This is a genomic window from Amycolatopsis decaplanina DSM 44594 (genome assembly GCF_000342005.1).
GTDB lineage: Bacteria > Actinomycetota > Actinomycetes > Mycobacteriales > Pseudonocardiaceae > Amycolatopsis > Amycolatopsis decaplanina.
In genome coordinates this window covers 38,321-60,266 of record NZ_AOHO01000043.1, presented here as the reverse complement: position 1 = coordinate 60,266, position 21,946 = coordinate 38,321, and the positions used below count along the sequence as shown (strand labels likewise).

General features: G+C 69.4%; 18 protein-coding genes. 8 read left to right on the top strand and 10 right to left on the bottom strand.

What is annotated here, in order from left to right; all coding sequences use genetic code 11:
* Positions 1 to 4: 4 nt before the first annotated feature.
* The 3 genes from gap to H074_RS08795 all read right to left on the bottom strand — a co-directional run bounded on the left by gap (position 5) and on the right by H074_RS08795 (position 2,944).
* On the bottom strand, positions 5 to 1,009 hold the full coding sequence (gap, locus tag H074_RS08805) for a type I glyceraldehyde-3-phosphate dehydrogenase (RefSeq protein ID WP_007029677.1): 1,005 nt from the start codon (positions 1,007 to 1,009) through the stop codon (positions 5 to 7).
* Between the two features lie 178 nt (positions 1,010 to 1,187).
* Positions 1,188 to 2,375 carry a winged helix DNA-binding domain-containing protein gene (locus tag H074_RS08800; RefSeq protein WP_007029676.1) on the bottom strand — a complete coding sequence of 396 codons (1,188 nt, stop codon included), beginning with the start codon at positions 2,373 to 2,375 and terminating at the stop codon, positions 1,188 to 1,190.
* A 140-nt stretch (positions 2,376 to 2,515) separates the two neighbouring features.
* Complete coding sequence (locus tag H074_RS08795) at positions 2,516 to 2,944, bottom strand: nitroreductase family deazaflavin-dependent oxidoreductase (protein WP_039921908.1); 429 nt, start codon at positions 2,942 to 2,944, stop codon at positions 2,516 to 2,518.
* Between the two features lie 87 nt (positions 2,945 to 3,031).
* On the opposite strand from H074_RS08795, the gene H074_RS08790 reads away from it, so the two are divergent.
* The gene (locus H074_RS08790; protein ID WP_007029674.1) at positions 3,032 to 3,970 is read left to right on the top strand and encodes an AraC family transcriptional regulator; all 939 of its coding nucleotides are present in this window, start codon (positions 3,032 to 3,034) and stop codon (positions 3,968 to 3,970) included.
* Here H074_RS08790 and H074_RS08785 read toward each other — a convergent pair.
* The 5 genes from H074_RS08785 to H074_RS08765 form a co-directional block, all read right to left on the bottom strand.
* Positions 3,954 to 4,367 (bottom strand): type II toxin-antitoxin system VapC family toxin, encoded by a 414-nt coding sequence (locus H074_RS08785; RefSeq protein WP_007029673.1) that lies wholly within the window; start codon positions 4,365 to 4,367, stop codon positions 3,954 to 3,956. The two genes, H074_RS08790 and H074_RS08785, sit on opposite strands and share 17 nt — an antisense overlap.
* Positions 4,357 to 4,623, bottom strand: coding sequence for a type II toxin-antitoxin system Phd/YefM family antitoxin (locus H074_RS08780; RefSeq protein ID WP_007029672.1), 267 nt, complete (start codon positions 4,621 to 4,623; stop codon positions 4,357 to 4,359). Before H074_RS08780 ends, H074_RS08785 begins: the two co-directional genes overlap by 11 nt.
* Before the next feature lie 42 nt (positions 4,624 to 4,665).
* A complete protein-coding gene (locus tag H074_RS08775; protein WP_007029671.1) occupies positions 4,666 to 9,141 on the bottom strand; it encodes a coiled-coil domain-containing protein in 4,476 nt (1,491 codons plus the stop codon).
* Positions 9,142 to 9,320: 179 nt separating this feature from the next.
* Entirely contained in the window at positions 9,321 to 10,061 is a 741-nt protein-coding gene (locus H074_RS08770; RefSeq protein WP_051071906.1) for a hypothetical protein, read from the bottom strand.
* A gap of 47 nt (positions 10,062 to 10,108) precedes the next feature.
* Positions 10,109 to 11,563 (bottom strand): hypothetical protein, encoded by a 1,455-nt coding sequence (locus H074_RS08765; protein ID WP_007029669.1) that lies wholly within the window; start codon positions 11,561 to 11,563, stop codon positions 10,109 to 10,111.
* 109 nt (positions 11,564 to 11,672) lie between these two features.
* Here H074_RS08765 and H074_RS08760 point away from each other — a divergent pair, with 109 nt between their 5' ends.
* The 4 genes from H074_RS08760 (at position 11,673) to H074_RS08745 (ending at position 16,056) form a co-directional block, all read left to right on the top strand.
* Positions 11,673 to 12,110, top strand: coding sequence for a PPOX class F420-dependent oxidoreductase (locus tag H074_RS08760; protein WP_039921903.1), 438 nt, complete (start codon positions 11,673 to 11,675; stop codon positions 12,108 to 12,110).
* A 309-nt stretch (positions 12,111 to 12,419) separates the two neighbouring features.
* Complete coding sequence (locus H074_RS08755) at positions 12,420 to 14,924, top strand: PQQ-dependent sugar dehydrogenase (RefSeq protein WP_007029667.1); 2,505 nt, start codon at positions 12,420 to 12,422, stop codon at positions 14,922 to 14,924.
* A 106-nt stretch (positions 14,925 to 15,030) separates the two neighbouring features.
* Entirely contained in the window at positions 15,031 to 15,162 is a 132-nt protein-coding gene (locus H074_RS42000) for a hypothetical protein (protein WP_268744758.1), read from the top strand.
* 384 nt (positions 15,163 to 15,546) lie between these two features.
* Complete coding sequence (locus H074_RS08745) at positions 15,547 to 16,056, top strand: NUDIX domain-containing protein (protein WP_007029665.1); 510 nt, start codon at positions 15,547 to 15,549, stop codon at positions 16,054 to 16,056.
* Here the strand turns inward: H074_RS08745 and H074_RS08740 are convergent.
* The gene (locus tag H074_RS08740) at positions 16,031 to 16,642 is read right to left on the bottom strand and encodes a TetR/AcrR family transcriptional regulator (RefSeq protein ID WP_235096708.1); all 612 of its coding nucleotides are present in this window, start codon (positions 16,640 to 16,642) and stop codon (positions 16,031 to 16,033) included. The two genes, H074_RS08745 and H074_RS08740, sit on opposite strands and share 26 nt — an antisense overlap.
* Positions 16,643 to 16,726: 84 nt before the next feature.
* On the opposite strand from H074_RS08740, the gene H074_RS08735 reads away from it, so the two are divergent.
* A complete protein-coding gene (locus H074_RS08735) occupies positions 16,727 to 17,611 on the top strand; it encodes a sterol desaturase family protein (protein ID WP_007029663.1) in 885 nt (294 codons plus the stop codon).
* Between the two features lie 110 nt (positions 17,612 to 17,721).
* On the opposite strand, the gene H074_RS08730 is transcribed toward H074_RS08735, so the two are convergent.
* Positions 17,722 to 18,633: a hypothetical protein gene (locus tag H074_RS08730; protein WP_007029662.1), complete on the bottom strand. Its 912-nt coding sequence runs from the start codon at positions 18,631 to 18,633 to the stop codon at positions 17,722 to 17,724.
* A gap of 59 nt (positions 18,634 to 18,692) precedes the next feature.
* Between H074_RS08730 and H074_RS08725 the strand changes: the two genes are divergently transcribed.
* Positions 18,693 to 21,161 (top strand): FHA domain-containing protein, encoded by a 2,469-nt coding sequence (locus tag H074_RS08725; RefSeq protein WP_235096707.1) that lies wholly within the window; start codon positions 18,693 to 18,695, stop codon positions 21,159 to 21,161.
* A gap of 126 nt (positions 21,162 to 21,287) precedes the next feature.
* Positions 21,288 to 21,941 (top strand): prenyltransferase/squalene oxidase repeat-containing protein, encoded by a 654-nt coding sequence (locus H074_RS08720; RefSeq protein ID WP_152521375.1) that lies wholly within the window; start codon positions 21,288 to 21,290, stop codon positions 21,939 to 21,941.
* The last annotated feature ends 5 nt before the right edge of the window (positions 21,942 to 21,946 follow it).

The following is a 21,946-nucleotide window of genomic DNA, read 5'->3' as shown; positions in this document are numbered from 1 at the left end:
TGACTCAGGAGAGCTTGTTGCCGACGAGCTTGACGAGGTCGGCGAGGCGGTTGGAGTAGCCCCACTCGTTGTCGTACCAGCCGACGACCTTGACCTGGTTGCCGATGACCTTGGTCAGCGGCGCGTCGTAGATGCAGGACGCCGGGTCGGTGACGATGTCGGCCGAGACGATCGGGTCGTCGCTGTAGCGCAGGATGCCGGCCAGGGGGCCCTCGGCGGCGGCCTTGTACGCGGCGTTGATCTCGTCGATGGTCGCGCTCTTGGTCAGCGTGACGGTGAGGTCGGTGGCCGAACCGGTCGGGACCGGGACGCGGACCGCGTAGCCGTCGAGCTTGCCGTTGAGCTCCGGCAGCACCAGGCCGATGGCCTTGGCGGCACCGGTCGAGGTCGGGACCATGCTCAGCGCGGCGGCGCGGGCGCGGCGCAGGTCCTTGTGCGGCGCGTCCTGCAGGTTCTGGTCCTGCGTGTACGCGTGGATGGTGGTCATCAAGCCCTGCTCGATGCCGAACGCGTCGTTCAGGACCTTGGCCAGCGGGCCGAGGCAGTTGGTGGTGCAGGACGCGTTCGAGATGATGTTCTGCGAACCGTCGTACTTGTCGTCGTTGACGCCCAGCACCACGGTCAGGTCCTCGCCCTTGGCGGGCGCGGAGATGATGACCTTCTTGGCGCCACCGGCGATGTGCGCCTTGGCGGCGTCGCCGTTGGTGAAGAAACCGGTCGACTCGACGACGACGTCCACGCCCAGGTCGCCCCAGGGCAGGTTGGCCGGGTCGCGCTCGGCGAGGGCCTTGATCGTCTTGCCGTCGACGACGATGCCTTCGTCGCTGACGCTGACCTCGCCCGGGAAGCGGCCCAGGATGGAGTCGTACTTCAGCAGGTGGGCCATGGTGGCGACGTCGCCGAGGTCGTTGAACGCGACCACCTCGATGTCGTGACCGGCGGCCTGCACGGCCCGGAAGAAGTTGCGGCCGATGCGGCCGAAGCCGTTGACACCTACGCGAACCGTCACTGCTGCCACTCCCTTGAGACTCGTCCGGGATCGCCCCGGTAAGACGTCCTTTACTCGGGCGCAACCCTAGCGTGCGTGCTCGGGCGACCCTCTTTGCCCTGACGAGACTTCCACCACTCGGTGGGTCAGGTCAAGAATCGATTAAGACCATCGCTACCAGGACGTCTTGGGAAAACTCTCAGCTTCGCTGTGCTAGCCGTCGCTCCAGTGGTGTCCGCATCCGTGGCGTGACTCGCACCTCTCCGAACCACCCGGCCAGGTGGTTCGCCTCCGTCTCGACGGCCCGTTCCACATCCGAGCCGACGTCCTCCAGGAGGTGATGGACGACCTCGCCGTCCGGACGCTGCGCCCAGCCGCCGACGATCCGGCCGTCGGCCCAGACGGTGGGCCCGATGTTGCCGGTGCCGTCGAACAGCGGCGCCTTGTGCGGGCCGAGGTACCAGTCGCGCTCGATCCAGCCCATCGATGTCGGGTCGAGGGACGGGAGTAGCGCGACCCAGGGCCCGGGTTCCGCGACCGGCTCCAGATCGTCGGCGAGCACCACGCCGGGAACGCCGTCGAGGTCGACCTCGACCGGCTGAATCGCGCCGAGCGCCTTCTTCGTCTGGCCGGCCGTCCAGCCCGTCCACCAGCGGAGGTCCGCGATCGGCGCGGGTCCGTAGGCGTAGAGCCACCTTCGGGCGAGCTCGGCCCTGGCGGCGTCGGCGTCCCATTCGGCGAGGCCCTGTGGCAGCCAGTCCGCCATCGGCGCCCAGTAGTACTGGCTGCTGATCCAGCTGCCGCGTGGGCGGCCGCGCACGATGCGGCCGTCGACCGCGAGCTGGAACAGGACGCGGCTGGTGACGTTGGCGATCGCCTCGTACGGCTTCCCCTTCGACATCACGAGCTGCTGCCTGAGACGCGGCTCGTCCTCGGACAGCTGCTGTGCCGTGGCGGAACCTCGGGCCTTCAGCGCACGCTCTGTCGCGTCCTCGACCTCGGCGAGCCAGCGTCCCGGCTCCGGCACGTTCTCCGGATGTCCCTGCGTGCCGAGATGCTGTTCGAGCAGGCGGCGCTGTTTCTCGGCGATGTCGGCGGAACACGCGGCCTGCACGAGCGCCGCGTTCTCGTGCCCGAGGACGAAGACCGTGCGGCGCATGCCGAGCATCCGGATCAGCGTGCGCTCCTCGTAGAGCGCGTTCTCCACTTCCGCGACGCCGTCCCCCTTGACGCGCGCCCACGCCGACAGGTGCACCGACGCCGGATCCGTGGCGTGCAGCGCGACGACCGCGTCCGCGGCGGCGTGCACCGACTCGGCGGACTCGGTGAGGCGATGACGCGTCGCGAGGCGGGCACGGCGCTGCCGGATGTCGATCTTGAGGGTCACGGATCGGTTCTACCACCGGGGCCCGACAAAACCGCCGCCTCGCGCTGGTCCTGGTGGCGAGCCTCGTGAGTGGTAAGGACGGCTCTAACCGTCTTTACCACTCACGAGCCCCACCACGGTCCGCCGCACCGCTCCCCTGACTACACCCGCTCCAGCTCGAACACGGGGATGACCCGGCTGGTCTTGCTCTGGTACTCGGCGAACTGCGGCATGACGGCGGACTGCCTGGCGTAGACATCGTCGCGCTCGGAGCCGGTGAGCACCCGCGCGCGGACGGGGAAGGTCTCGGTGCCGAGTTCGACCTTGGTGTCCGGGTTGGCCACCAGGTTGTGGAACCACGCCGGGTTGTCGTCGGCGCCGCCCTTGCTGGCGAAGATGTAGATCCGGTCGCCCTCCAGGAGCGGGACGAGCGGCGCGATCCGCTCCTTGCCGGACTTCGCGCCGGTGTGGTGCACGAGCACCAGTGGATAGCCCTCGAACATGCCGCCCGCCTTGCCGCCGGTCTGGCGGAACTCGGCGATCACGGTGCGGTTGATCTCGTCGAAGTCGAAGTCGATCGTGTCTGCCATGACCTTGATCGTATGGCGCACTCGGTGACCATATCGATGCCTGAAATCACCATGAACATATCCATTTGTCGCACTATTCTCGATGTCATGGACCTGTTGGCAGAGACTCTCGCCGTGGGCGGCGTCCGGGGCACCGCCGGAGCGCGGATCGAGGCGTCCGGCCCGTGGGGCATCCTCTGGCACGGCATGACCAGAGCCGCCTTCTACGCCGTCACCTGCGGGACGGCCTGGCTGGAACTGGCCGGGCACCCGCCGCGGCAGCTCATGCCCGGCGACGTCGTCCTGTTGCCGAACGGACCGGAGCACACTCTGCGCAGCGCCCCGGACGTCGCGATCATTCCCAACCTGTGCACGGCGGCGGAGAAGGCGCGGGACTGCGGTGGCGTGCTGCGCCTCGGTTCCGGGGAGGTGGAGACCCATGTCCTCGGCGCGTCCTACGACTACGACCCGGCGGTGTCCACCCAGGTGCTCGCCACCCTGCCGGACCTGGTGCACATCCGCGCGCACCGCGGCAGCGACGGGCTGGACGACACCGTCCGGCTGTTGTCGCGGGAACTGGCGGCCCCGCAGATCGCCACCGAGTTCGTCCTCAACCGGCTCGTCGACATCCTCCTGGTCCAGTTGCTCCGCGCGTGGCGGACCGAGAAACCGGCCGAGACGCGGGGAACCTGGCTCGGCGTCCTGGGCGATCCGCTGGTCAGCGTGGCACTGGCCAAGATCCACGAGGACCCGGCGAAGCCGTGGACCACCGATCTGCTCGCGGCGGAGCTGGCGACCTCGCGCAGCACGCTGACCCGCCGATTCCGCGAAACCACCGGCCGGACCCCCGGTGACTACCTGACCCAGTGGCGGATGGACCTGGCCGCCGTCCGGCTGCGCGACACCGACGACACGGTGGACACCATCGCCCACTCGGTCGGCTACACGTCGGTGTACGCGTTCAGCCGGGCGTTCCGGCGTGCACGCCACCAGGCCCCCGGGCGGTACCGGACCTCGACCCGCGAGCGCCTCAAGCCGGCCGGGTGACCGGAACGAGGTCGAGAAGTTCCTTCAGGCCTTCGAAATCCTGCGGATTCGTGGTGTACAGCGGCATCCGATGAGCGATGGCCACGCTGGCGATCATCAGGTCGGCCACCCGGCGCCGGGGCGTCCTGCCCATCGCGAGCACGGACGCCGACACCCGGCCGAAGATCCGGGCCGCCTCGGTACCGAAGGGCAGCGGGTCGAATTCGGACTCCACCCGTTGCAGCAGATCGGTGCGCCGGGCCCGCTCGGCCGGGTCGGCGGCGTAGTGCGGGCCGGCCGAAAGTTCGGCGAGCGTGATCGTGCTGATCGACATCAGGTCCGGCAGCTCGGCGTGATCGATCGCCCGCCGGAGGATGAGGATGTTCGTGTCGAGCAGGCCGTGGACCTCAGCGGCCATAGGGATCGTCCGCCTCCCCTTCGAAAGCGTCGTCGAGGTCCGCGCGGAACCTGTCCGGGTCGATGAGCGGAGCGTTGGCCGAGCCGGTGGCGAACTGGTCCCGCGAAACGGCGTGCCGACGACAAAGCGGGACCAGCTGGGCGATGGGCGAGCCGCTACGGGTCACGGTGAAGGTCTCCCCGTGCTCGACCGCGTCCATGATCTCGCCGGACCGGTTCCGGAGATCACGCTGGGAGATCTCGTGCTGAACGCTCATGGACACATGGTAGCGCGATGTAGCACGGCGTGCCACATGCCGTCAGGCCGTCTCCGGCTCCGGCTCCGGTTCGTCCGCCGGCCGCGTGAACAGCCTCGTCGCCGAAAGCCGCGCGACGCCGTCCGGCTCGCCGAGTTCGTCGGTCGCGTTCCGGATCGTCGCGTCGACGGACAGGTACTTGCGCCCCGCCCGCAGGTCCGCGTCGTTGCGCAGCCGCACGATCAGCGGAAACTCGCTCAGCGCGCCGGCGTCGAACAGGCCGGTGGTGTAGATCAGCTGGACGCCCAGCGCCTCCGCGACCGCGCGCTGCAGTTCCAGGAGGTAGCCCGCCGACGCGCGGCCGATCGGGTTGTCGAGGAACAGCACGCCGGAGTGCCGGTTGCGGGCCTTGCCGCGGTTGTTCGCCCGCAGCGCGGCCAGGGTGCAGTACAGGATGATCGCCGCGGTCAGCTGCTGTCCGCCGGAGAACACGTCCCGGATCTCCGAGACGCGCTGCCGTTCGGTCCGCAGCACGGAGTCCGGCTTCAGCATGTCGACCCGGAAACCCTTGGGAGCGGCGGCCTGCACGCCGCGCAGCACGAGCGAAAGCCCGTCCCGTTTGACGTCCCGGCCGTCGGAGGTCTTCCCCACCGCGGCCTCGTCGACGACCTCGCCCAGCTTCTCGGCGAGTACGTTCTCTTCGAGTTCGGTGAAGCGGATCCGCAGGAACTCCTGGCCCGACCAGTCGCCGAGACCGTCCGGCAGCCGCGAAACCCGTTGTGCCGCACGGAGAGTGCGCAGCGCGCCGTCGACCATGCCCTGCAGGCGGGTGATGATGCCGCCGCGGTGCCGGTCGATCTGCGCGAGATCGTCGGTGAGCGTGCGCAACCGGGGCCGCAGTGCCTCCGCCCATTCCGCGGCGTGGGCGGGCAGCTGGTCGCGGCGGACCGAGATCACCTGCTGCCGCACCGGGGTGCTGAGCTTTTCGAACCGCTTGTCCGTGGCGTACTGCGCCAGCTGGTCGGCCGCGGCCCGCACCCGGCGGTCGCCCGCGTCGGCGGCGTCCTGTGCCTCGGTGAGCGAGGTGTTGAGCCGCGAATGCTTGGCACGCGCGGATTCCACGTCGCCGTCGAACGCCGCCACTTCGTCCTCTTTGGACAGCAGGTGCGCCATCGATTCGGCCAGCAGACCGAAGCCGGACGCGGACGTCTTCGCGGATTCCAGCGTCGTTTCGGCCGCGGCGCGGCGCTCCTGCAGCTCCTCCCATTTCCGCGCGGCGGCGGACACTTCGAGGCTGGCGTCGTCGATCAGCGCCAAGCCGTGCTCGATGTCCTTCGGCCTCGCGTCGGAGGAGATCGTGGCGAGCGCGGACGGCTGCTCCGGGAGCTGGCTCAGTTCCGCCTTGCGGGTCGCGACGAGTCCGACGATCTCGGTGCGTTCCTCCTCCAGCACCGCGACCGCCCGGTTCGCCCGCGCCTGCGCCGCCGCCCGCGCCGAAGCGTCGGAACCGTCCGGCGTCTCCAGCAGCGCCGCGGCCCGCTCGCGGACGGCGTCGTCCAGCGCCTCCAGTGCCGCCCGTGCGGACGCCTCGACACTCTCGGCCTGGTCGAGTTCGGCCCGGAGATCGCTGCCGACCTCGACCTTCGCGTACGCCTCGGAAGCCGACGCGAAAGTCCGCCGCAACGCGTCCACGGGTTCGGCGGGCGCGGGATCGTCCTCGGTGACGTCACTCGATCCGGGGACCTCGGCCAGTTCTGATTTCGCGGTCGTCGCCGTGCGCCGATGCCCGTCGGCGGTGCGTTGTTCTTCGCTCGCCTGCTCGCGCAGCCGGGAAGCCTTCACCGCGGCTTCGGACGCCGTGGCCTCGGCCCGCTCGGCGGTCTCGGTCGCGCGTTCGACGTCGTCCGTCCACTCGGGAATCTTCGTGGCGCGCGTGGCGAGTGTTTCCAGCCCGCGGGCCCGCTCCCCCGCTTCGGCCGAAGCCGTGCGCAGTTCGGGGACCCGTTCCCGCAGCCCGGCCGCCTTTTCACCGAGGCGCTGGAACTCCTTCTCGGCCTGCTCCAACGCGGTCCGCGCGGTCTCGTGCGCGGTGCGCGCGGTCTGCAGCTGCTCGGCCAGCGTCGCGATGCTGCCGGGCGGGTAGTCCTCGCGCCAGGTCTTGAGCTTCCACGACAGCGCGCTGTCGTCGGCCAGTGACGTCGCCAGTGCTTCCAAGCGGCGCTGGCGTTCCGCGTGCCGGAGCGCGATGGCCTCGCGCTCGGCGTCGGCGGCCTCCTCGTCGTACATCGCCGGGTTGGGCGGCACGAGGAATTCGATCCCGGCCTCGTCCGGCAGACGGCCGGTCGTGGTGGCCTCGGTCGTGGCGACCGGAATGATCGTGGTGGGCAGCAAACGCCGCTCCGCCAGTACCTTCTCGGCGAGCCGGACCTGCTCCGGTTCGTTGAGCAGGATCCCCGAGACCAGCTGGGGTGCGCGGGCCAGTACGGCCGCCCGCCGCTTTTTGTCCAAAGTGGACAGGTACCGCCAGCCGGACCACGCGTTCATCCCGGCGGCTTCCAGCGCGTCCAAGGCGGCCTGGACCTCTTCGGTGGCGGGCAGAAGGCCGCCCGAGCCGAGTGCGTTCAGCGCGCGCTCGTCGACGGATTCCTCCATCCGCAACGCGGTCTGTTCCTTCTCCGCGGCCGAACCCGCCTCGCGAAGACGTTCCAGCAACACCGGAAGGTCCGTCTCCAGCGTGACGTCCTCCGCGCCGAGGAGCTCGCTCAGCCGGGGTTCGACGGCGAGCGCGTCGGTGCGCCGGTTGGCCCGGTCGAGTTCGTCGGCCGCGCGCTCCAAACGGTCCTTCGTGGACCCCGCGAGCCGGTGCGCGTCGTTGACGGTGGCCTGCGCGGAACGCAGATCCTCGGCGACGCGTTCGAGTTCCTGTTCACGGCGGACGAGTTCCGCGGCGGTCGCCTCGGCCTCGGCCCTGGCCGCACGCGCTGCTTCGGCGACGTCGGCCCCGGCCTTCAGCGCGCCGGACCGGACGGTCTCCGCGATCTCTTCGCGGATCTCGGCGATCCGCGCTCCCAGCCCACGGGCCTCCGCCCGGCGTGAGGCCGCGAGGTTCGCCGACTCGTCCCGTTCCGCCTGGGCCTTCTCCGCCTCGGCACGCAGGGCGCCGACATGGGCTTCGGCCTTCGCCGCTTGCTCGGTCGCGTTCTTGGCCAGCGCCAGCAGGCCCCGTGCCAGCGCGGCCGCGGCGGCGTTGCGCGCCTGCAGCGCGGGCTGCGCCTTCTGCTCGCGATTCCCCACCAGTTCGCGGAAATCGCGGGCCTTGCGGGCGGCGTTGAGGTGGTTGAGCACGGTGGCGCATTCACGCCAGGCCTCGGCGGCGGTCTTGGCCTCGGCCAGTTCGCCGTCGATCCGCTTCTTGTTCTCCTGCGCCTCGTCGAGCCGCAGTTTCCCGACCAGGCGGCGGAGTTCGGTGACCCCGGCGGTCAGACGGCGGTGGTCTCCCTCGGCCAGTTTCTCCGCGGACTTCACCTCGTCGACGTGCTGTTCGAGCCCGCTCAGCCGCTCGTTCTCGAGTTTGTCACGAGCGGCGACCTGACCGGCCAGCGTCCGCATCTCGGCGCGGGCCGCGTCGGCGAGCTTCCGCGACGCGGCGGCGACACCTTCCTCCTCCGCCAGCGGCGTGAGCAGGTCGAGCGCACCCGCGACGAAGTCCCGCTCCGACAACAGGTCCCCGCGCTGGGCGAGGTTGTGCGCGTAGGTCGCGACGACCTCGGCGAGGTCCTTCGGCTCCTCCTCCGAAAGCACCGCGCGCAACAGGAACTCGACGAACGCCTCATCGGTGCTGAAGGCGAAAGCGTCGGCCGCCTCGCCCTCACCGGCGTTCATCGCGCGCTGGTACCGGAAAAGCTCGGTGTCGAGGCCGAGACCGTCGAGCCGGGACGTCCATTCGTGATGCCGCCGGGTCCAGAACAGCTCCAGTTCCGGCTCGCCGCCGTGCACCTTGTCGAGCTGGTCGTGGAAGCCGGACATCGTCAGCAGCCTGCCGTCCGACGTCAGCGGCAGCGAGTCCAGATCGAGCGAGGGCGTCGGCCGGAAGCAGTACCAGGAGTCGGCGAGGTTCTCCGAATCCGCCGACACCACGTGCCCGCGCCACTCCGACACCTTGCCGGTGATCACCCGATGACCGGTCTCGACCTGCAGCCACTCCAGCACGACGTGCGAAACGTCCTTGGCGGCGACGAACTTCTCCAGCACCTTGGTGTTCGTCGTGCCGACGACCTGGCGGCGGCCGGGCAGCATGACCGAGAAGATCAGCTTGATCAGGACGGATTTGCCGCCGCCGTTCTCCAGGAACAGCACGCTCGCCGGCGACGGGCGCCGCGGCGGCCCCTCCCCCGCCAGGTGGATCCCGGCGCTGAACAGCGCGTCCTGTTTGGGCGCGGTGATGGCCGCGCCGACGCCGCTGAAGTCCAGCACGACATCCTGGTACCGCGCGCCCGCCGGGCCCACCGAGTGCAGGCGAACCCGCGAAAGCTCGTACATCTCTTCCCTCCCCTTATCCGAGAACCCGCGTCCGCGATCGCGTCGCCAGGGCGCTGGTTCCCTTTGCCGCCCGCGGCGCGCTTCCCTGCGCCCTGCCGCCGCGATAGCGGGGCCTTCGGCCTGGGCGGGTTCGCATCGGCTCGTTTCCGCTCATCACCACAGCTCCGCTCACCAGCCCGTTAGAGCGTGTCCGACGCGGCGGCCCGCAAAGTCCCGCCTCCGTTGGCGACCGAGACCACGTTCAGTTCGAGCAGATCGTCGAAGGCCGCGTCGGCGGCGAGTTCACGCACCTGCACCTGATAGCGCGGTGTCGTCCGGTAGGTCCCGCCCTGTTCTCCGCTGACCTGGACGAGAAAGCCTTGATCGGCGAGGAACCGCAGGGCCCGCGCGACCATGCCGCGCGTGGTGTCCGACGACAGCCTGCCGTCCTTGGTCGCGGCGGCCGCCGGACGTCGGGCGTAGGCCCGCCAAGCCTGTTCGAGTTCGGGCGCGTCGGCCAGCGGGTCGTTGTTCGCTTCGGCCTCCGCCGCGCGCTCGTCGAGGATCCGGCAGGCCTCACGCACCATCGCGTCCACCTGCTCGACACTGACGCGGCCGATGTAGGTGTCGTTGGCGAGATCGTCCGGACGCGGGTAACCGAGCGCGGCGGTGGCCAGGTGGACGAGACCATGCAGGACCTTCTCGGTCTCACGGCGTTCGCGGATCTTGCTCTGCCGCGCGTAGCTGTCCATCTTGATCTCGAAGACGGACTCGTCGGTCGCCGCCAGCACGGCACCGGCCTGGAGGTTGACCTCCAGCACCATCAGCCCGAGCCCGGCCGCGACCGCGTGGGTGAGCTGCTTGAACGCCCTGTCCTCGCCGTAGCGCCGGACGAGATCGCCGTACACGACGTCCCGCGACGGCAACTGCTTCGGGCGCATCCCGAACGAGACCAGCCGGGCCGCGGATTCGACGTCCCCTGTGGTCGTCACGCGACCTCCTCTTCTTCGTGATCCTCGCGATCGACCCGCGCCGACGAAAGCAGCAGATCCGCTCCGCCGAACTCGGGATCTTCGAGCAGCGTGCCGTCGTCGACGGCCAGCAGCACCTGGACCTCCCCCTGCCGGAGCGCCGCGCCGACCTCGGGGCTGTAGGCGTGCACCGCCCTCAGTGCGACCAGTGCGGGCAGCCCGGGATCGATCCGGCGGGCCTCTTCGAGCAGCCCGGACAGCCGTCGCGGCACCTCCGGCAGGTCGAGCAGGTCGTCGGCGAGACGCCACTGCTCGTCGCCGAACTTGTCGGTGACCTCGGCGGGCATGAGCTCGGGTTCGGGGATCTCGCCGACGAGCTGGTCGCGCTCGGGGGCCGGCCGCAGCAGCAGCGACACCAGCGAGGACAGCGACGGCACGGTCGGCGGGGAGATCCCGGCACCGGCGTGGAAGAACGACTCGGCGGGCGCGACGGCCTCGGCGATCGGCAGGCCCAGCGTCGGCATCAGGAGCTGGCCGAACAGGTCGATCGTCGCGCGCTGCGGCGGCCCGGAGAACTGCTGGCGGTCCTGTTCGGCGCGGAACACCGCGCCCGCGTCGGCGAGGCGCGACTGGAGGCGGGTGTGCCGGCGGATGCAGTCTCCGACGATGTCGACGAGTTCGGCGGCACGGCGTTTGCGGTCGAGGTCCTCGGTCTCGTCCCTCGACGCGGTGATGTTCTTGAGGATCGCGTTCTCGGCGCGGAAACGGGACTCGATATGGGACAGCGCCTGATCCAGCAGGTCCGGAACCTCACGCTCCCAGTCGACCGCGCGCACGTCGCGCCGGGTGGCGTCGAGCTTGGCGCGCAAGGTCTCGCCGTACTGGACCGTCCGGTAGCGGGCCTGTTCGGCGGCGAGCTTCGCGTCGGCGAGGCGGCCACGGTTGATCAGGTTCTCCAGTTTGACCTCGGCCGCGATCTGGGCCGACTCGACGTCGGTGTCCAGCGCGCCGACGAGCACGTTGATCGCCTCGTCGGTGGCGCGCAGGTAGACCTCGCCGTCGGGCGCGGCCAGCTCGACGAGCAGCTTGAAGTCGAACTGGCGGCGCTGGTAGCCGCCGCCGGGGCCGATGGAGCCGTAGACGCGGCGGAAGCCGCGATCGGTGGTGCCGACGTTGATGAGGTTGTCGAGGACCCACCGGGCGACCTTGGCGTGTTCGTCCGGCGTCCGGCCGGGCGCCTGGAGCGCGACGAAGGGCAGCAGCCGCGCGATCACCTGTTCGTGGTCGGCGCCGGTGTCGAAGTCCATCGAGACGGTGACCTGGTCGATCGTGTGCAGGGCGATCTCGGCCATCTGGTAGATCGTGGCGTCCGCCCAGTCCAGCTTCGCCTTGCGCGCGTCGAGGTCGTGCAAGGGCGCTGTGCAGGCCAGCGCCTTGAGGCGGCGGGTCAGCCCCTCGTCGGCCAGCCCCATCCCGGTCAGCTCGTCGTCTCGCACAGCAGGCCAGGCTAGTCGCCGCCCCCGTCGCCCCGCACGGGTGACCGGGGTGCCCGGTGCCCGGGGCGGCGGTAGCGTCTGGTTCATGCGTGAAATGAGCCGGGACGAATGGTGGGAGTTCGCGAGCGAGGGCACCCGGACGGGCATGCTCGGCCTGGTCCGCGCCAACGGGGCGCCGATCGTGACGCCGGTGTGGTTCCTGCTGAACGAGGGGCCCGACGGCGACGAGCTGATCTTCACCACCGGCACGGACACCCTCAAGGGGAAGGCACTGCGACGCGATCCGCGGCTCTCGCTGGCCGTCGACGACCAGAAACCGCCTTACTCGTACGTGCAGTTCACCGCCGAAGCCGTGTTGCACCACGACCTCGGCGAGATGCTCGAATGGGCGACCAGGCTCGGTGGGCGGTACATGGGTGAGGACAAGGCGGAGGCCTACGGCAAGCGCAACGCCGTGCCCGAGGAGTCCTTGGTGCGGGCACGGATCGTGAAGGTGATCGCGCGAGCCGACATCGCCGGCTGAGTCCTCTCTTCATCGCAATCAGTCCCCTGGATGCGGTACTTGCGCGTGCAAGTACCGCATCCAGGGGACTAATTGCGTTCGAGGAGGCATGACTCTCCGTGTTGATACTGGTCAAGTATTGACACGAAGCACCCACTGGTGTGTGATCTGAACCATAGATAGGAAAGTTTCCTAACTAAATCTCCACTTCCCCGCCGGGCTCGCCCGGCCCGCCGTTGCACCTCCCGACCCCGAACTTCACGCATGGAGGCTCCAGTGGCACCCCGACCACCGTGGCGCGCGCTGCTCACGTGTGCTGCCGCGACGGCGATGACCTTCGCCGTCCTGCCGGCTCCGCCCGCCGGCGCGGCACCGACCGACCACGAATCCGAAACAGCGACGATCTCCCAAGGCGCCGTCGAAAAGAACCACGCGGGCTATTCCGGCACCGGGTTCGTGAACTTCGACAACGTCGTCGGCAGCTATGTCGAGTACACGGTGAACGCCGCGCAGGCCGGAACCCAGACGCTGACCTTCCGCTACGCCAACGGAACCACGATCGACAGGCCGGTCTCGCTGAGCGTCAACGGCACCGCGGCGGGGACGCTGTCCTTCCCCGGCACCGGTGCGTGGACCACCTGGAAGACCGTCACCAAGGACGTCACGCTGGCCGCCGGGGCCAACAAGATCCGCACCACCGCCACGACCGAGAACGGCGGGCCCAACGCGGACAAGCTCACCGTGAGCGGAGTGGTCGACGCCGAGGCACCGACTCCGCCGAAGAACCTGGCCGCCAAGGACATCAAGGCCCGCAGCGCCACCTTCACCTGGGAGGCCGCGACCGACAACGTCGGTGTGGTCCGCTACGACGTCATGCGCGGTGGCAACGTCCTCAAGAGCGTTGACGGGAACACGCTCACCACTACCGTCGACAACCTGCAGCCGAACACGGCCTACGACATCTCGGTCGGCGCCTTCGACGCGGCCGGAAACCCTTCGCAGCAAAGCAATGTCGTCCAGTTCACGACGCCGTCCAGCGGGGACACCACACCGCCGACGGTGCCGGGGGACCTGCGTTCGACGTCGGTGACCGCGAACAGCGTCTCCCTGGCGTGGAACGCTTCCACGGACGACAGCGGCACCATCGCCGGTTACGACGTCTACCAGGGCACCACGAAGGTCGCGACGACACCTTCGCTCGAAACCACGGTCACCGGGCTGACGGCGAACACCTCGTACACGTTCACGGTGAAGGCGCGTGACCTCGATGGCAACGCCTCGGCCGAGAGCAACGCGCTGACCGCGAAGACGAGCGGCGCCGCGGGGGGCGGGATTCCCGAGTACGACAAGGACATCACGAAGGTGGACCTCGCCTGGTCCGTCGACTTCCTGCCGGACGGCACCGCGCTGGCGACCGAACGGGACCGGTTCGAGATCCTGCGGATCACGCCATCGGGCGAGAAGACCACGGTCGGCAAGGTCCCCGGCGCGGTCGGCACCAACGGCGAGGGCGGTCTGCTCGGCATCGCGATCTCGCCGAACTACGCCACCGATCACGCGATCTACCTGTACCACACGGCCTCCGGGGACAACCGGATCGTGAAGATGACCTACGACAACGGAAAGCTGTCCTCGACGTCGACACCGGTGCTCACCGGGATCGCCAAGAACCGTTACCACAACGGCGGAAGGCTGCGCTTCGGCCCGGACGGCAAGCTTTACGCCACCGTCGGCGACGGGCAGAACAAGGACACCGCGCAGAACAAGGGATCGCTCAACGGGAAGATCCTGCGGGTCAACCCCGACGGTTCGGCGCCGGGCGACAACCCGTTCTTCTCCACCGGCGGCAACGCCCGCTACGTCTGGAGCTTCGGGCACCGCAACCCGCAGGGCCTGGCGTGGGATTCCCGTGGCCAGCTGTGGGCCTCGGAATTCGGCGACGGCAAACTGGACGAGCTCAACCTGATCCAGAAGGGCGGCAACTTCGGCTGGCCCCAGTGCGAAGGAACCGAGGGTTCCTGCGGTGGCACGGTCGCGCCGAAGAAGACCTGGCCGACCAGTTCCGGCGGGCCGAGCGGGATCGAGATCGTCAACGACTGGATCTACGTCGCCGCCGTCACCAGCGAGCAGCTCTTCGCCACCCAGATCAACGCGGCGGGCAACGGCGTCGGCTCGGTGCAGTCGCTGTTCTCCGGCCGCTGGGGCAGGCTCCGCTCGGTCACGAAGACACCGGACGGCGGGCTGTGGGTCACCTCGACCAACGAGGACAAGAACGGCGGCACGCCGACCGGCATCGACAACGTGGTGGTCCGGCTGAAGTTCCCCGGTGCCTCGCAGCCGGGAGCGTTCAAGCTGACCAGTTCCGCGTTCGCCGACAACGCGTCGATCCCGGACAAGTTCACCTGCGCCGGTGACGGCACCGCGGGCCAGGACACCTCTCCGCCGCTGGCGTGGGGTGCCGGGACCACCGGCGCCAAGGGTTACGCGATCGTCTTCGCCGACGTGGCCAACAACGGCAACAAACTGCACTGGGCGATCTGGGACATCCCGGCGTCCGCGGCGTCGCTGCCCGAAGGTCTGGGAGCGGGTTACAGCGTCCCGAACCAGAACGGTGCCAAGCAAAAGGCCATGGGCAGCGGGGCGAACTCGCAGAAGTACTTCGGCCCCTGCCCCGGCGACTCCAGCCATCCCTACACCTTCACGCTCTACGCGTTGAAGTCGGCGACGGTGCCGGGCTTGTCCTCGTCCTCGACGATGGCGCAGATCGAGACGGCGATCAAGAACGCCTCGACGGGCAACGTCAAACTGCGCGGCAAATCCAGCGCCGCGTCCTGAGTCACGGCCGGGGTGTCCGGAGCGGCGCCGGGCACCCCGACCGTATCCAGTGCTACTGGATAGAACGCCACCCCGTTCGGGATTTCCCGGCGGGGTGGCGTTTTTCGTGGGAAACCGTTCTCGCCGGATTCTCGGCGCTGTTCGGCGCGCCCGCCGCCCAGCGGACGAGCACGTCGATCTCGGTCAGCTGAAGCCGCAGCCCGCCAAGATCCACGGTGCGGGCATCGCCGCCCAGTAGGACACGTACCTCGGCACCGCCGGGCGCGACGGCGACGTCGTGCAGCTGTGGGTCTTCGTGGCGGGCGCCAAGAACCAGTGGTGGTTCTCTTGAAGCAAACGTGGCGTGGTGTCGGGGTGTGTCGCGAAAGCCACTTTCGCGACGTTGGATGTCCCGAAAGTGGCTTTCGCGACGTTGGCGGTGGCGGGGCGCATGGTCGGCCAGGTGCACGTACTTAGGCGACCTGAGCGGCGGACCGTGGTGGGCTCGTGAGTGGTAAGGACGGTTCTAACCGTCCTTACCACTCACGAGGCTCGCCACGTTTGCCTTACCCCTCAATGACCCGATCCCGGCGCTCGTAAGTTCCTGATGTCCAGTCCTTCACCGGCCGCTAGGCTTCGGCCGGTGAAGGACTGGACGTTCTGCCCCCGCTGCGGCGACCGGACACGAATCGCCGGCGACGGCGAGGACACGCACGCCGAATGCCCCGCCTGCGGCTTCACCAAATATGACAATCCGCTGCCGACCACGGTCGGTCTCATCGTCGACGGCGACCGGATCCTGTTGCTGCGCCGGGCACACGAGCCCCGGAAGGGCGAGTGGGACACCGTCGGCGGTTTCCTCTCCGGCGCCGAGACCGCCGAGCAGAACCTCGTCCGCGAAGGACTCGAGGAAATCGGCTGCGAACTCAGGAACCTCCGGTTCGCCGGATCGTATCCGTCGGTCTACGGCGAAACCGGCCTGAAGACGATCGGGCTCGCCTTCGTCTGCGAGCTCCCGCCCGGCGCGGAAATCGTGCTGTCGGAAGAGAATTCCGAGTACGCCTGGTTCCCGCTGGCCGATCGCCCGCCGCTCGCCTTCGCCGATTGCGAGGCCGCGGCGACGGCATTCACCAGCCGAACAGGTTCCGCATGATCCGCGAGCACCGCTCGGTCATCGCCGCCGCGTCCTGATCCGGCTGGTCGATCCACCAGCTGATCAGGGAATCGACCACGCCGGTCCACACCTGGGCGATCGCCTCGATGTCGCGGTCGTCGTCCAGTCCCCGCGAGCGCATCAGCTGCGCGGCGCCGACCAGCGCGAACCCGTCTAGCCGGTAGCGGTAGTCGACCGCGACGCCGGCGATCTCGCCGGTCGAGGGCACCGTCGGGTCACGGAGCAGCTTCCACGCGTACCGGTCGTTGTCGAACGTCTCGAAAATGGCCGAGAGCACCGCGAGCGGCATCCGTTCCGGCGGCTCACCCTCCTCCGCCATCGTCTCGGCGACCCCTTCGGTCAGCCTGTCCCCTGCCCGGTGCAAGCAGGCGAGGTACAGCCCGTCCTTCGAGCCGAAGTACTGGTACAGCAAGGGTTTCGTGACGCCGACCCGGCGGGCGATCTCCACCATCGACGCCCCGGCGTATCCGTTCTTGCCGAACTCCTCCGTCCCGGCGCGCACGATCTGGGTTTCCCGCTCCTCGCGGGGCACCCCCTTCGTGCCGACGGCCCTTGCTTCTGTCACGACGGTTATCTTACCCTTAGGTAAATGACCGCAGGGTAAGTTACCTGAAGGTCAGATGTCGGGGGCGAGACAGGGAGAGGTGCGGTGGCGGATTTTCTTGCCCATCTGAGTGATCCGGTGCTGATGGCGACGCCGGTGTTCCTGCTGTTCGTCGCGATCGAGATCCTCGCGCTGCACGTGCTGGGCCACGACGACAACGTCATCGGCTACAGCGTCAAGGACACCCGGACCAGCATGTCCATGGGTGCGGTGGCGGTGGTGATCAACGGTGTCTTCCGCATCGCCATGCTGTTCGTGTTCGCCGCGCTGTACGAACTCGCGCCGGTGAAGTTCAGCCCGCACGACTGGTGGACCTGGGTGCTGATGCTGCTGGGCCAGGAGATCGTCTTCTACGCCTACCACCGGGCGAGCCACCGCGTCCGGATCATGTGGGCGGGCCATCAGGTGCACCATTCGAGCGAGCACTACAACTTCTCGACGGCGTTGCGGCAGAAGTGGACCCCGTACTTCCAGCTGCCGTTCTGGTCGATCCTCGCGCTGGCGGGCATCCCGCCGTGGATGATCCTCATCGGCCTGTCGATCGATCTCGTCTACCAGTTCTTCGTGCACACCGAGAAGATCCGGAAGCTGCCGCGCTGGTTCGAGTACGTGTTCAACACGCCTTCACACCATCGTGTGCACCACGGCAGCGACAAGGAGTACCTGGACGCGAACTACGGCGGCATCCTGATCATCTGGGACCGGATGTTCGGCAGTTTCGTGCCCGAAGGCAAGCGGCCGACCTACGGGCTGACCAAGAACGTCGAGTCCTACAACCTGCTCAAGGTCGGCTTCCACGAGTACGGCTCGATCCTGCGCGACGTCCGCGCCGCCGGATCGTGGCGGGACAAACTCGGGTACGTGTTCGGCCCACCGGGCTGGCAGCCCGAGAAAACACTGACCATAAGCGGTCCTGCGCAACAAGGGTGAGTTCTCCGGCCGGATCTCCGGCGGGAGACTCTCCAGCGGCGGCTGCTGCGCCGCGCGAGCCACGTGTCCGCCTCCGCCGATATCCGTCGGAGGGACGCGTGTCGTCTGCCTTACCAGGCGAGCGCGGCGGAGAGCGCTTCGCCGGTGCGGCGCTTGGCGAGGTAGAAGGACGCCTCATGCGGTTTCGCCCCGTTGTCGATCGTGTAGCCGCTGTCCAGGACGCCTTCGGCGCCGGGGAACATCCCGCTGAGATCCGGCCGGGCGGCGACGAGATCGTCCCGGTCGGCCAGGTTCACCCAGCGCGCGACGCCGGGCGGGACGGACGGCGGCTGCGGGCGGGTCCGTTCGTAGACCACCGTGCGCAGGCCCAGCGGCGAGCCGAGGGTGAGCAGCAACGGCAGCGGGCGGCCGTGCAGATGGGCGGCTTCGTAGGCGACGACGGAACCGAGCGAATGCCCGATGATCGCCTCGGTCTCCGGTCCGATGTGCTCGGCGACGCGCTCCTGCACGCGTTCCCGGATCGTCTCGTCGGTGAGGTACAGCGTCACCTGCTTGAGCGCCTTGACCTCCACGCGTTCGGCGAACGCCACCCCGAGCCTCGCGAACGGCTTCAGCCGCACCAGCGCGTTCAGGACCGGGCGGGCGGCAGCACGCACACCCTGGATTTCCCCGGCCGGGCCACCGAGCTGGGCCAATTCGGCCCTCGCCCGGTCCCGGTCCGTCTCGCGGGACGCCGAAAAGGCCGCGTTCCGGAGCCATTCCGCCGCCAGGGCCTCGGCGAGCCCCCACTCGTCCGCGGTGAGTTCGTCCGCACCGCCTTGCTGGCCGTCCTTCAGGAAAAGGTCACCGTAGAAGGCCATCCGCGCGTCGCCGGGCCGGGCGTCGCGCCACAGGGTGTCGGCCAGCGCGGCGTCACCGGCGAGCCGGACCCCGCCCGCCAGACTCGGCAGCCATTCCGCCTCGAGGGTGTCCGCGGACTTCTGTTCCTGGGCGATGCCGTGCACCAGAACGATCCGAGCCATGGCGCACAGTATCGCGGCCGCCCTTGCCGGTGACCGTCCGATGAGACAAAGTGATCTCCGTGGGAGAGCGGAGATCGTTGGTGGTCGCGTCGCAATGCGACTCCCTGAACCTTCTCTCGTTCCTTCCCGACGCGGGCCGGCAGGTTTCGACGGCCCTGCTCGACCCCGAGATCGGCGGCTGCGTCCCCGCGCTCGAAGACGGCCGCGGCCTGCTCGTCGACCCGACGATGGTCGAGCTGGACGACGCCTTGGCCGAAGCCTTCGAACGCGCGTCGGAGGACGAGGCGACGCTCTTCCTCTCGCTCGTCGGGCACGGCGAATACTCCGACGACGACTTCTACTTCCTCACCAAGGACACCGGGCTGCCGGTGGACAGCCGGAGGTCGTTCCTGTTCGCCCAGCGGATCAAAGAACTCCTCGGCCGCCACTCGACGCTGGACGGTCTGGTGATCCTGCTCGACACCTGCCACGCCGGCATCGGGGCGAGGCAGGCGGGCCGGCGCTGGCTGCGGATCGTCGGCGAAGCGGGCAAACGATTCGACCTGCTCACCGCCTCGGACGACCGCGTCGCGGCCAACGGGTGTTTCAGCCGGTCGCTGGTCTCGGTACTGCGGTCGGGGCACGCGGAGTTCGGCGAGCGCGTCCGGTGCGCGGACCTCAAACGAGTGATCACCGGCCTGTGCCCGATGCAGACCGCCGTGCACCTCGGTTTCGACGGCACCCGCGAGGTGGCCGAGGCCGACCAGGGACTGTGGCTCGCGCTGAACTCCTCCCCCGCCTGGCGGCGTTCGCCACTGGCGGGCAACCCGGCCGCGCCGCGGATCGAACGGCTGACCGCGGGCTACCGACCGGATCCGAAACTCGGCGAGACCGTCGGGCATCTGCTCACCGGCGTCCGGCTGGTCGCGATCACCGGCGAGGCCGGCGCGGGGAAGTCGACCATGCTCGCCGCGCTTGCCCGGCCGTCGGTGGCCGGATCCTATGTGCCGCCGGACTTCCTGCACGCCGTGCTGTTCGCCGACCGAGGTGAGACCGCCGAACGGATCGCCCGCGAACTGACCCGGCAGTTGCGGCGCACCGTGCCCGGATTCGCCGACGCCGAAGACGCCTATCGTGCCGGCCTCGACGACGTCGCCCGCACTGGCGCGAGCGCGTTGGAGCTGGCGCTTCTCGGCCCGCTGCGCAGTCTCGCTCCCCGAAGGACGGGCAGCCCGGTGCGGATCGCGGTCGACGGGCTAGACGACCTCGATCCCGGACTTCAGCGGCGGCTGCGCACGGTTCTCCTTGACCTGTCGCGGGAACCGGCGCTGGACTGGATCACCACAGTGGTGGCGACCCGGAAACCGGATCTCCTGCCGTCCGCGTTCGTGATCCGGCTCGGTCAGCCGGGCGGCGTCCCCGGACCGAGCCGCGAACCGGAAGAAGCCTACGGGGGACAGCCTCTGCCCGGGTACGACACAGGTTCGCCCACTTCGCCGAGGATCACGCCCGCCACGCTGATCGTCGACGTCCCCGGTCAGCCGCCCGTGCGGCACGAACTGTCGTTCGGGCTCACGACGCTCGGCCGCAGCAGGAAAGCGGCACTCCGTCTCGGGGATTCACGGGTCTCCCGGCTTCACTGCGAGATCCAGTGGAACGGCACGACGGCGTGGCTGACCGACCGGGACTCCGCCAACGGCACCTTCGTCAACGGAAACCGGGTGCTGAACGCCGAACTGGCGCATCGCGACGTGCTCCGGCTCGGCGATTCGACGGTCACCTTCATCAGTGTCACGCAAGAGGACCAGGACGAGGAAGAAGACCGGTTCGACGTCGGGCAAGGCACCGGCGCGGTGGCCTCGCCGCGGCCGGATCCCGCGGTCCTGCTGGAGCTGCTGGGGGCGGCCGCCACCCGCGGGCCCATCCCGATCTCGATCCTCACCGCGGCGAGCGCGGCGGCCGGTGGTCCGGACCGGCGGGTGCACGTCCGCGACTTCCTGGCCGGACTCGGTGATTCGGTGAGCCGGACGCGGGCGGGCCTGGCCGACGAAACCGTCTTGTGGACCGCCGGCCCGCCCGTCCTCTTCCCCGACGTGGCGGCACGGCTGCACGCCCGGCTGGCGGCGGCGACCTCGGAGGTGGCAGTCGTGACCGGAGACGACGAGCCGACGCTCGAACAGAGCTACGCCGCGGCCAACGAGGCCGAGCACTTCTGGCTCGCCGGACTCCGCGAAGACGCCCTCGCCTCGCTGGAGCGCCGGGCGTCCCACATCCCCGTCGAGAACCGGGAACGCTGGGCGGCCTGGGCGAACCGCGCGGCACGGGAACTCGGCGAGACCGACCGGATCACGCTGCGCTGCGAGGCACGGCACGCGACCTGGACCGGCAAGGCGGGCGACGCGGCCGGAGCACTCGCCCGGTTCGAGGTACTGTTGCCGATCGCCACGGCCACCCTGTCGGGTGGCGACGAAGACGTCTTGAGCATCCGCAACAACATCGGGCACCTGCTCGCCGAACTCGGCCGGTGCGGTTCGCCGAGTGGGCGCTGAACCCCGTGCTCGGCACGAGCCTCGTCGTCTACGCGCGCAAACCGTGAAGGCCACCGCCGCCACCATCGCGGCCGTGCAAGGGGCCGACGGCGGGATCCCCTGGGAGCCCGGCGGGCACCTCGATCCGTGGAACCACCTCGAAGCCGCCATGGGACTGGACGTAGCCAGCCAGGGGCCGAGGCCGAAGCCGCGTACGACTGGCTGGTCCGGAACCAGCGCCCTGACGGATCCTGGGCGGCCCGATACCGCGACGGCGAAGTCGAGCTGTCCACTATGGACACGAACTTCACCGCCTACGTAGCGGTCGGGACGCGGCACCATTTCCTGCTGGCCGGGGGCGATGCCTGGCTGGACCGGATGTGGCTGGTCGTGGACAGGGCCATCAACGCCGTCTTGCGGCGGCAGCAACCGTCGGGCGCCGTCTCCTGGCGGGCCGATCCCGAGATCCGGCTGGTCGCGGGATGCAGCAGCATCCATCACGCGCTGCCCCAGGCGCTGGCGCTCGCGTCCTTGAAGGGGCTGGACCGTCCACAATGGCGAGACGCGGCGCATCGGCTCCGTGTGGCCCTGCTCGGCGAGCCGCGGCTGTTCGCCGCGAAACCGCACGCGATGGACTGGTACTACCCGGTTCTGGGCTCCGTGGTGACCGGCGCCGACGCCACGGCGCGGCTGGCCGCGGGCTGGGACCGGTTCGTCGAACCTGGGCTGGGGGTGCGCTGTGTGCACCACGAACCGTGGGGGGACCTGCGCGGTCTTCGGGGAAAACCTCGTGAGTGGTAAGGACG

Excerpts from the sequence above, each read along its gene's own strand:
- H074_RS08795 (WP_039921908.1), bottom strand. The coding sequence starts at position 2,944 with ATGGCAGACACGATCGACTTCGACTTCGACGAGATCAACCGCACCGTG.
- H074_RS08790 (WP_007029674.1), top strand. The coding sequence starts at position 3,032 with ATGGACCTGTTGGCAGAGACTCTCGCCGTGGGCGGCGTCCGGGGCACC.
- H074_RS08785 (WP_007029673.1), bottom strand. The coding sequence starts at position 4,367 with ATGGCCGCTGAGGTCCACGGCCTGCTCGACACGAACATCCTCATCCTC.
- H074_RS08780 (WP_007029672.1), bottom strand. The coding sequence starts at position 4,623 with ATGAGCGTTCAGCACGAGATCTCCCAGCGTGATCTCCGGAACCGGTCC.
- H074_RS08775 (WP_007029671.1), bottom strand. The coding sequence starts at position 9,141 with ATGTACGAGCTTTCGCGGGTTCGCCTGCACTCGGTGGGCCCGGCGGGC.
- H074_RS08770 (WP_051071906.1), bottom strand. The coding sequence starts at position 10,061 with ATGCGCCCGAAGCAGTTGCCGTCGCGGGACGTCGTGTACGGCGATCTC.
- H074_RS08765 (WP_007029669.1), bottom strand. The coding sequence starts at position 11,563 with ATGGGGCTGGCCGACGAGGGGCTGACCCGCCGCCTCAAGGCGCTGGCC.
- H074_RS08760 (WP_039921903.1), top strand. The coding sequence starts at position 11,673 with ATGCGTGAAATGAGCCGGGACGAATGGTGGGAGTTCGCGAGCGAGGGC.
- H074_RS08755 (WP_007029667.1), top strand. The coding sequence starts at position 12,420 with ATGACCTTCGCCGTCCTGCCGGCTCCGCCCGCCGGCGCGGCACCGACC.
- H074_RS08730 (WP_007029662.1), bottom strand. The coding sequence starts at position 18,633 with ATGGCTCGGATCGTTCTGGTGCACGGCATCGCCCAGGAACAGAAGTCC.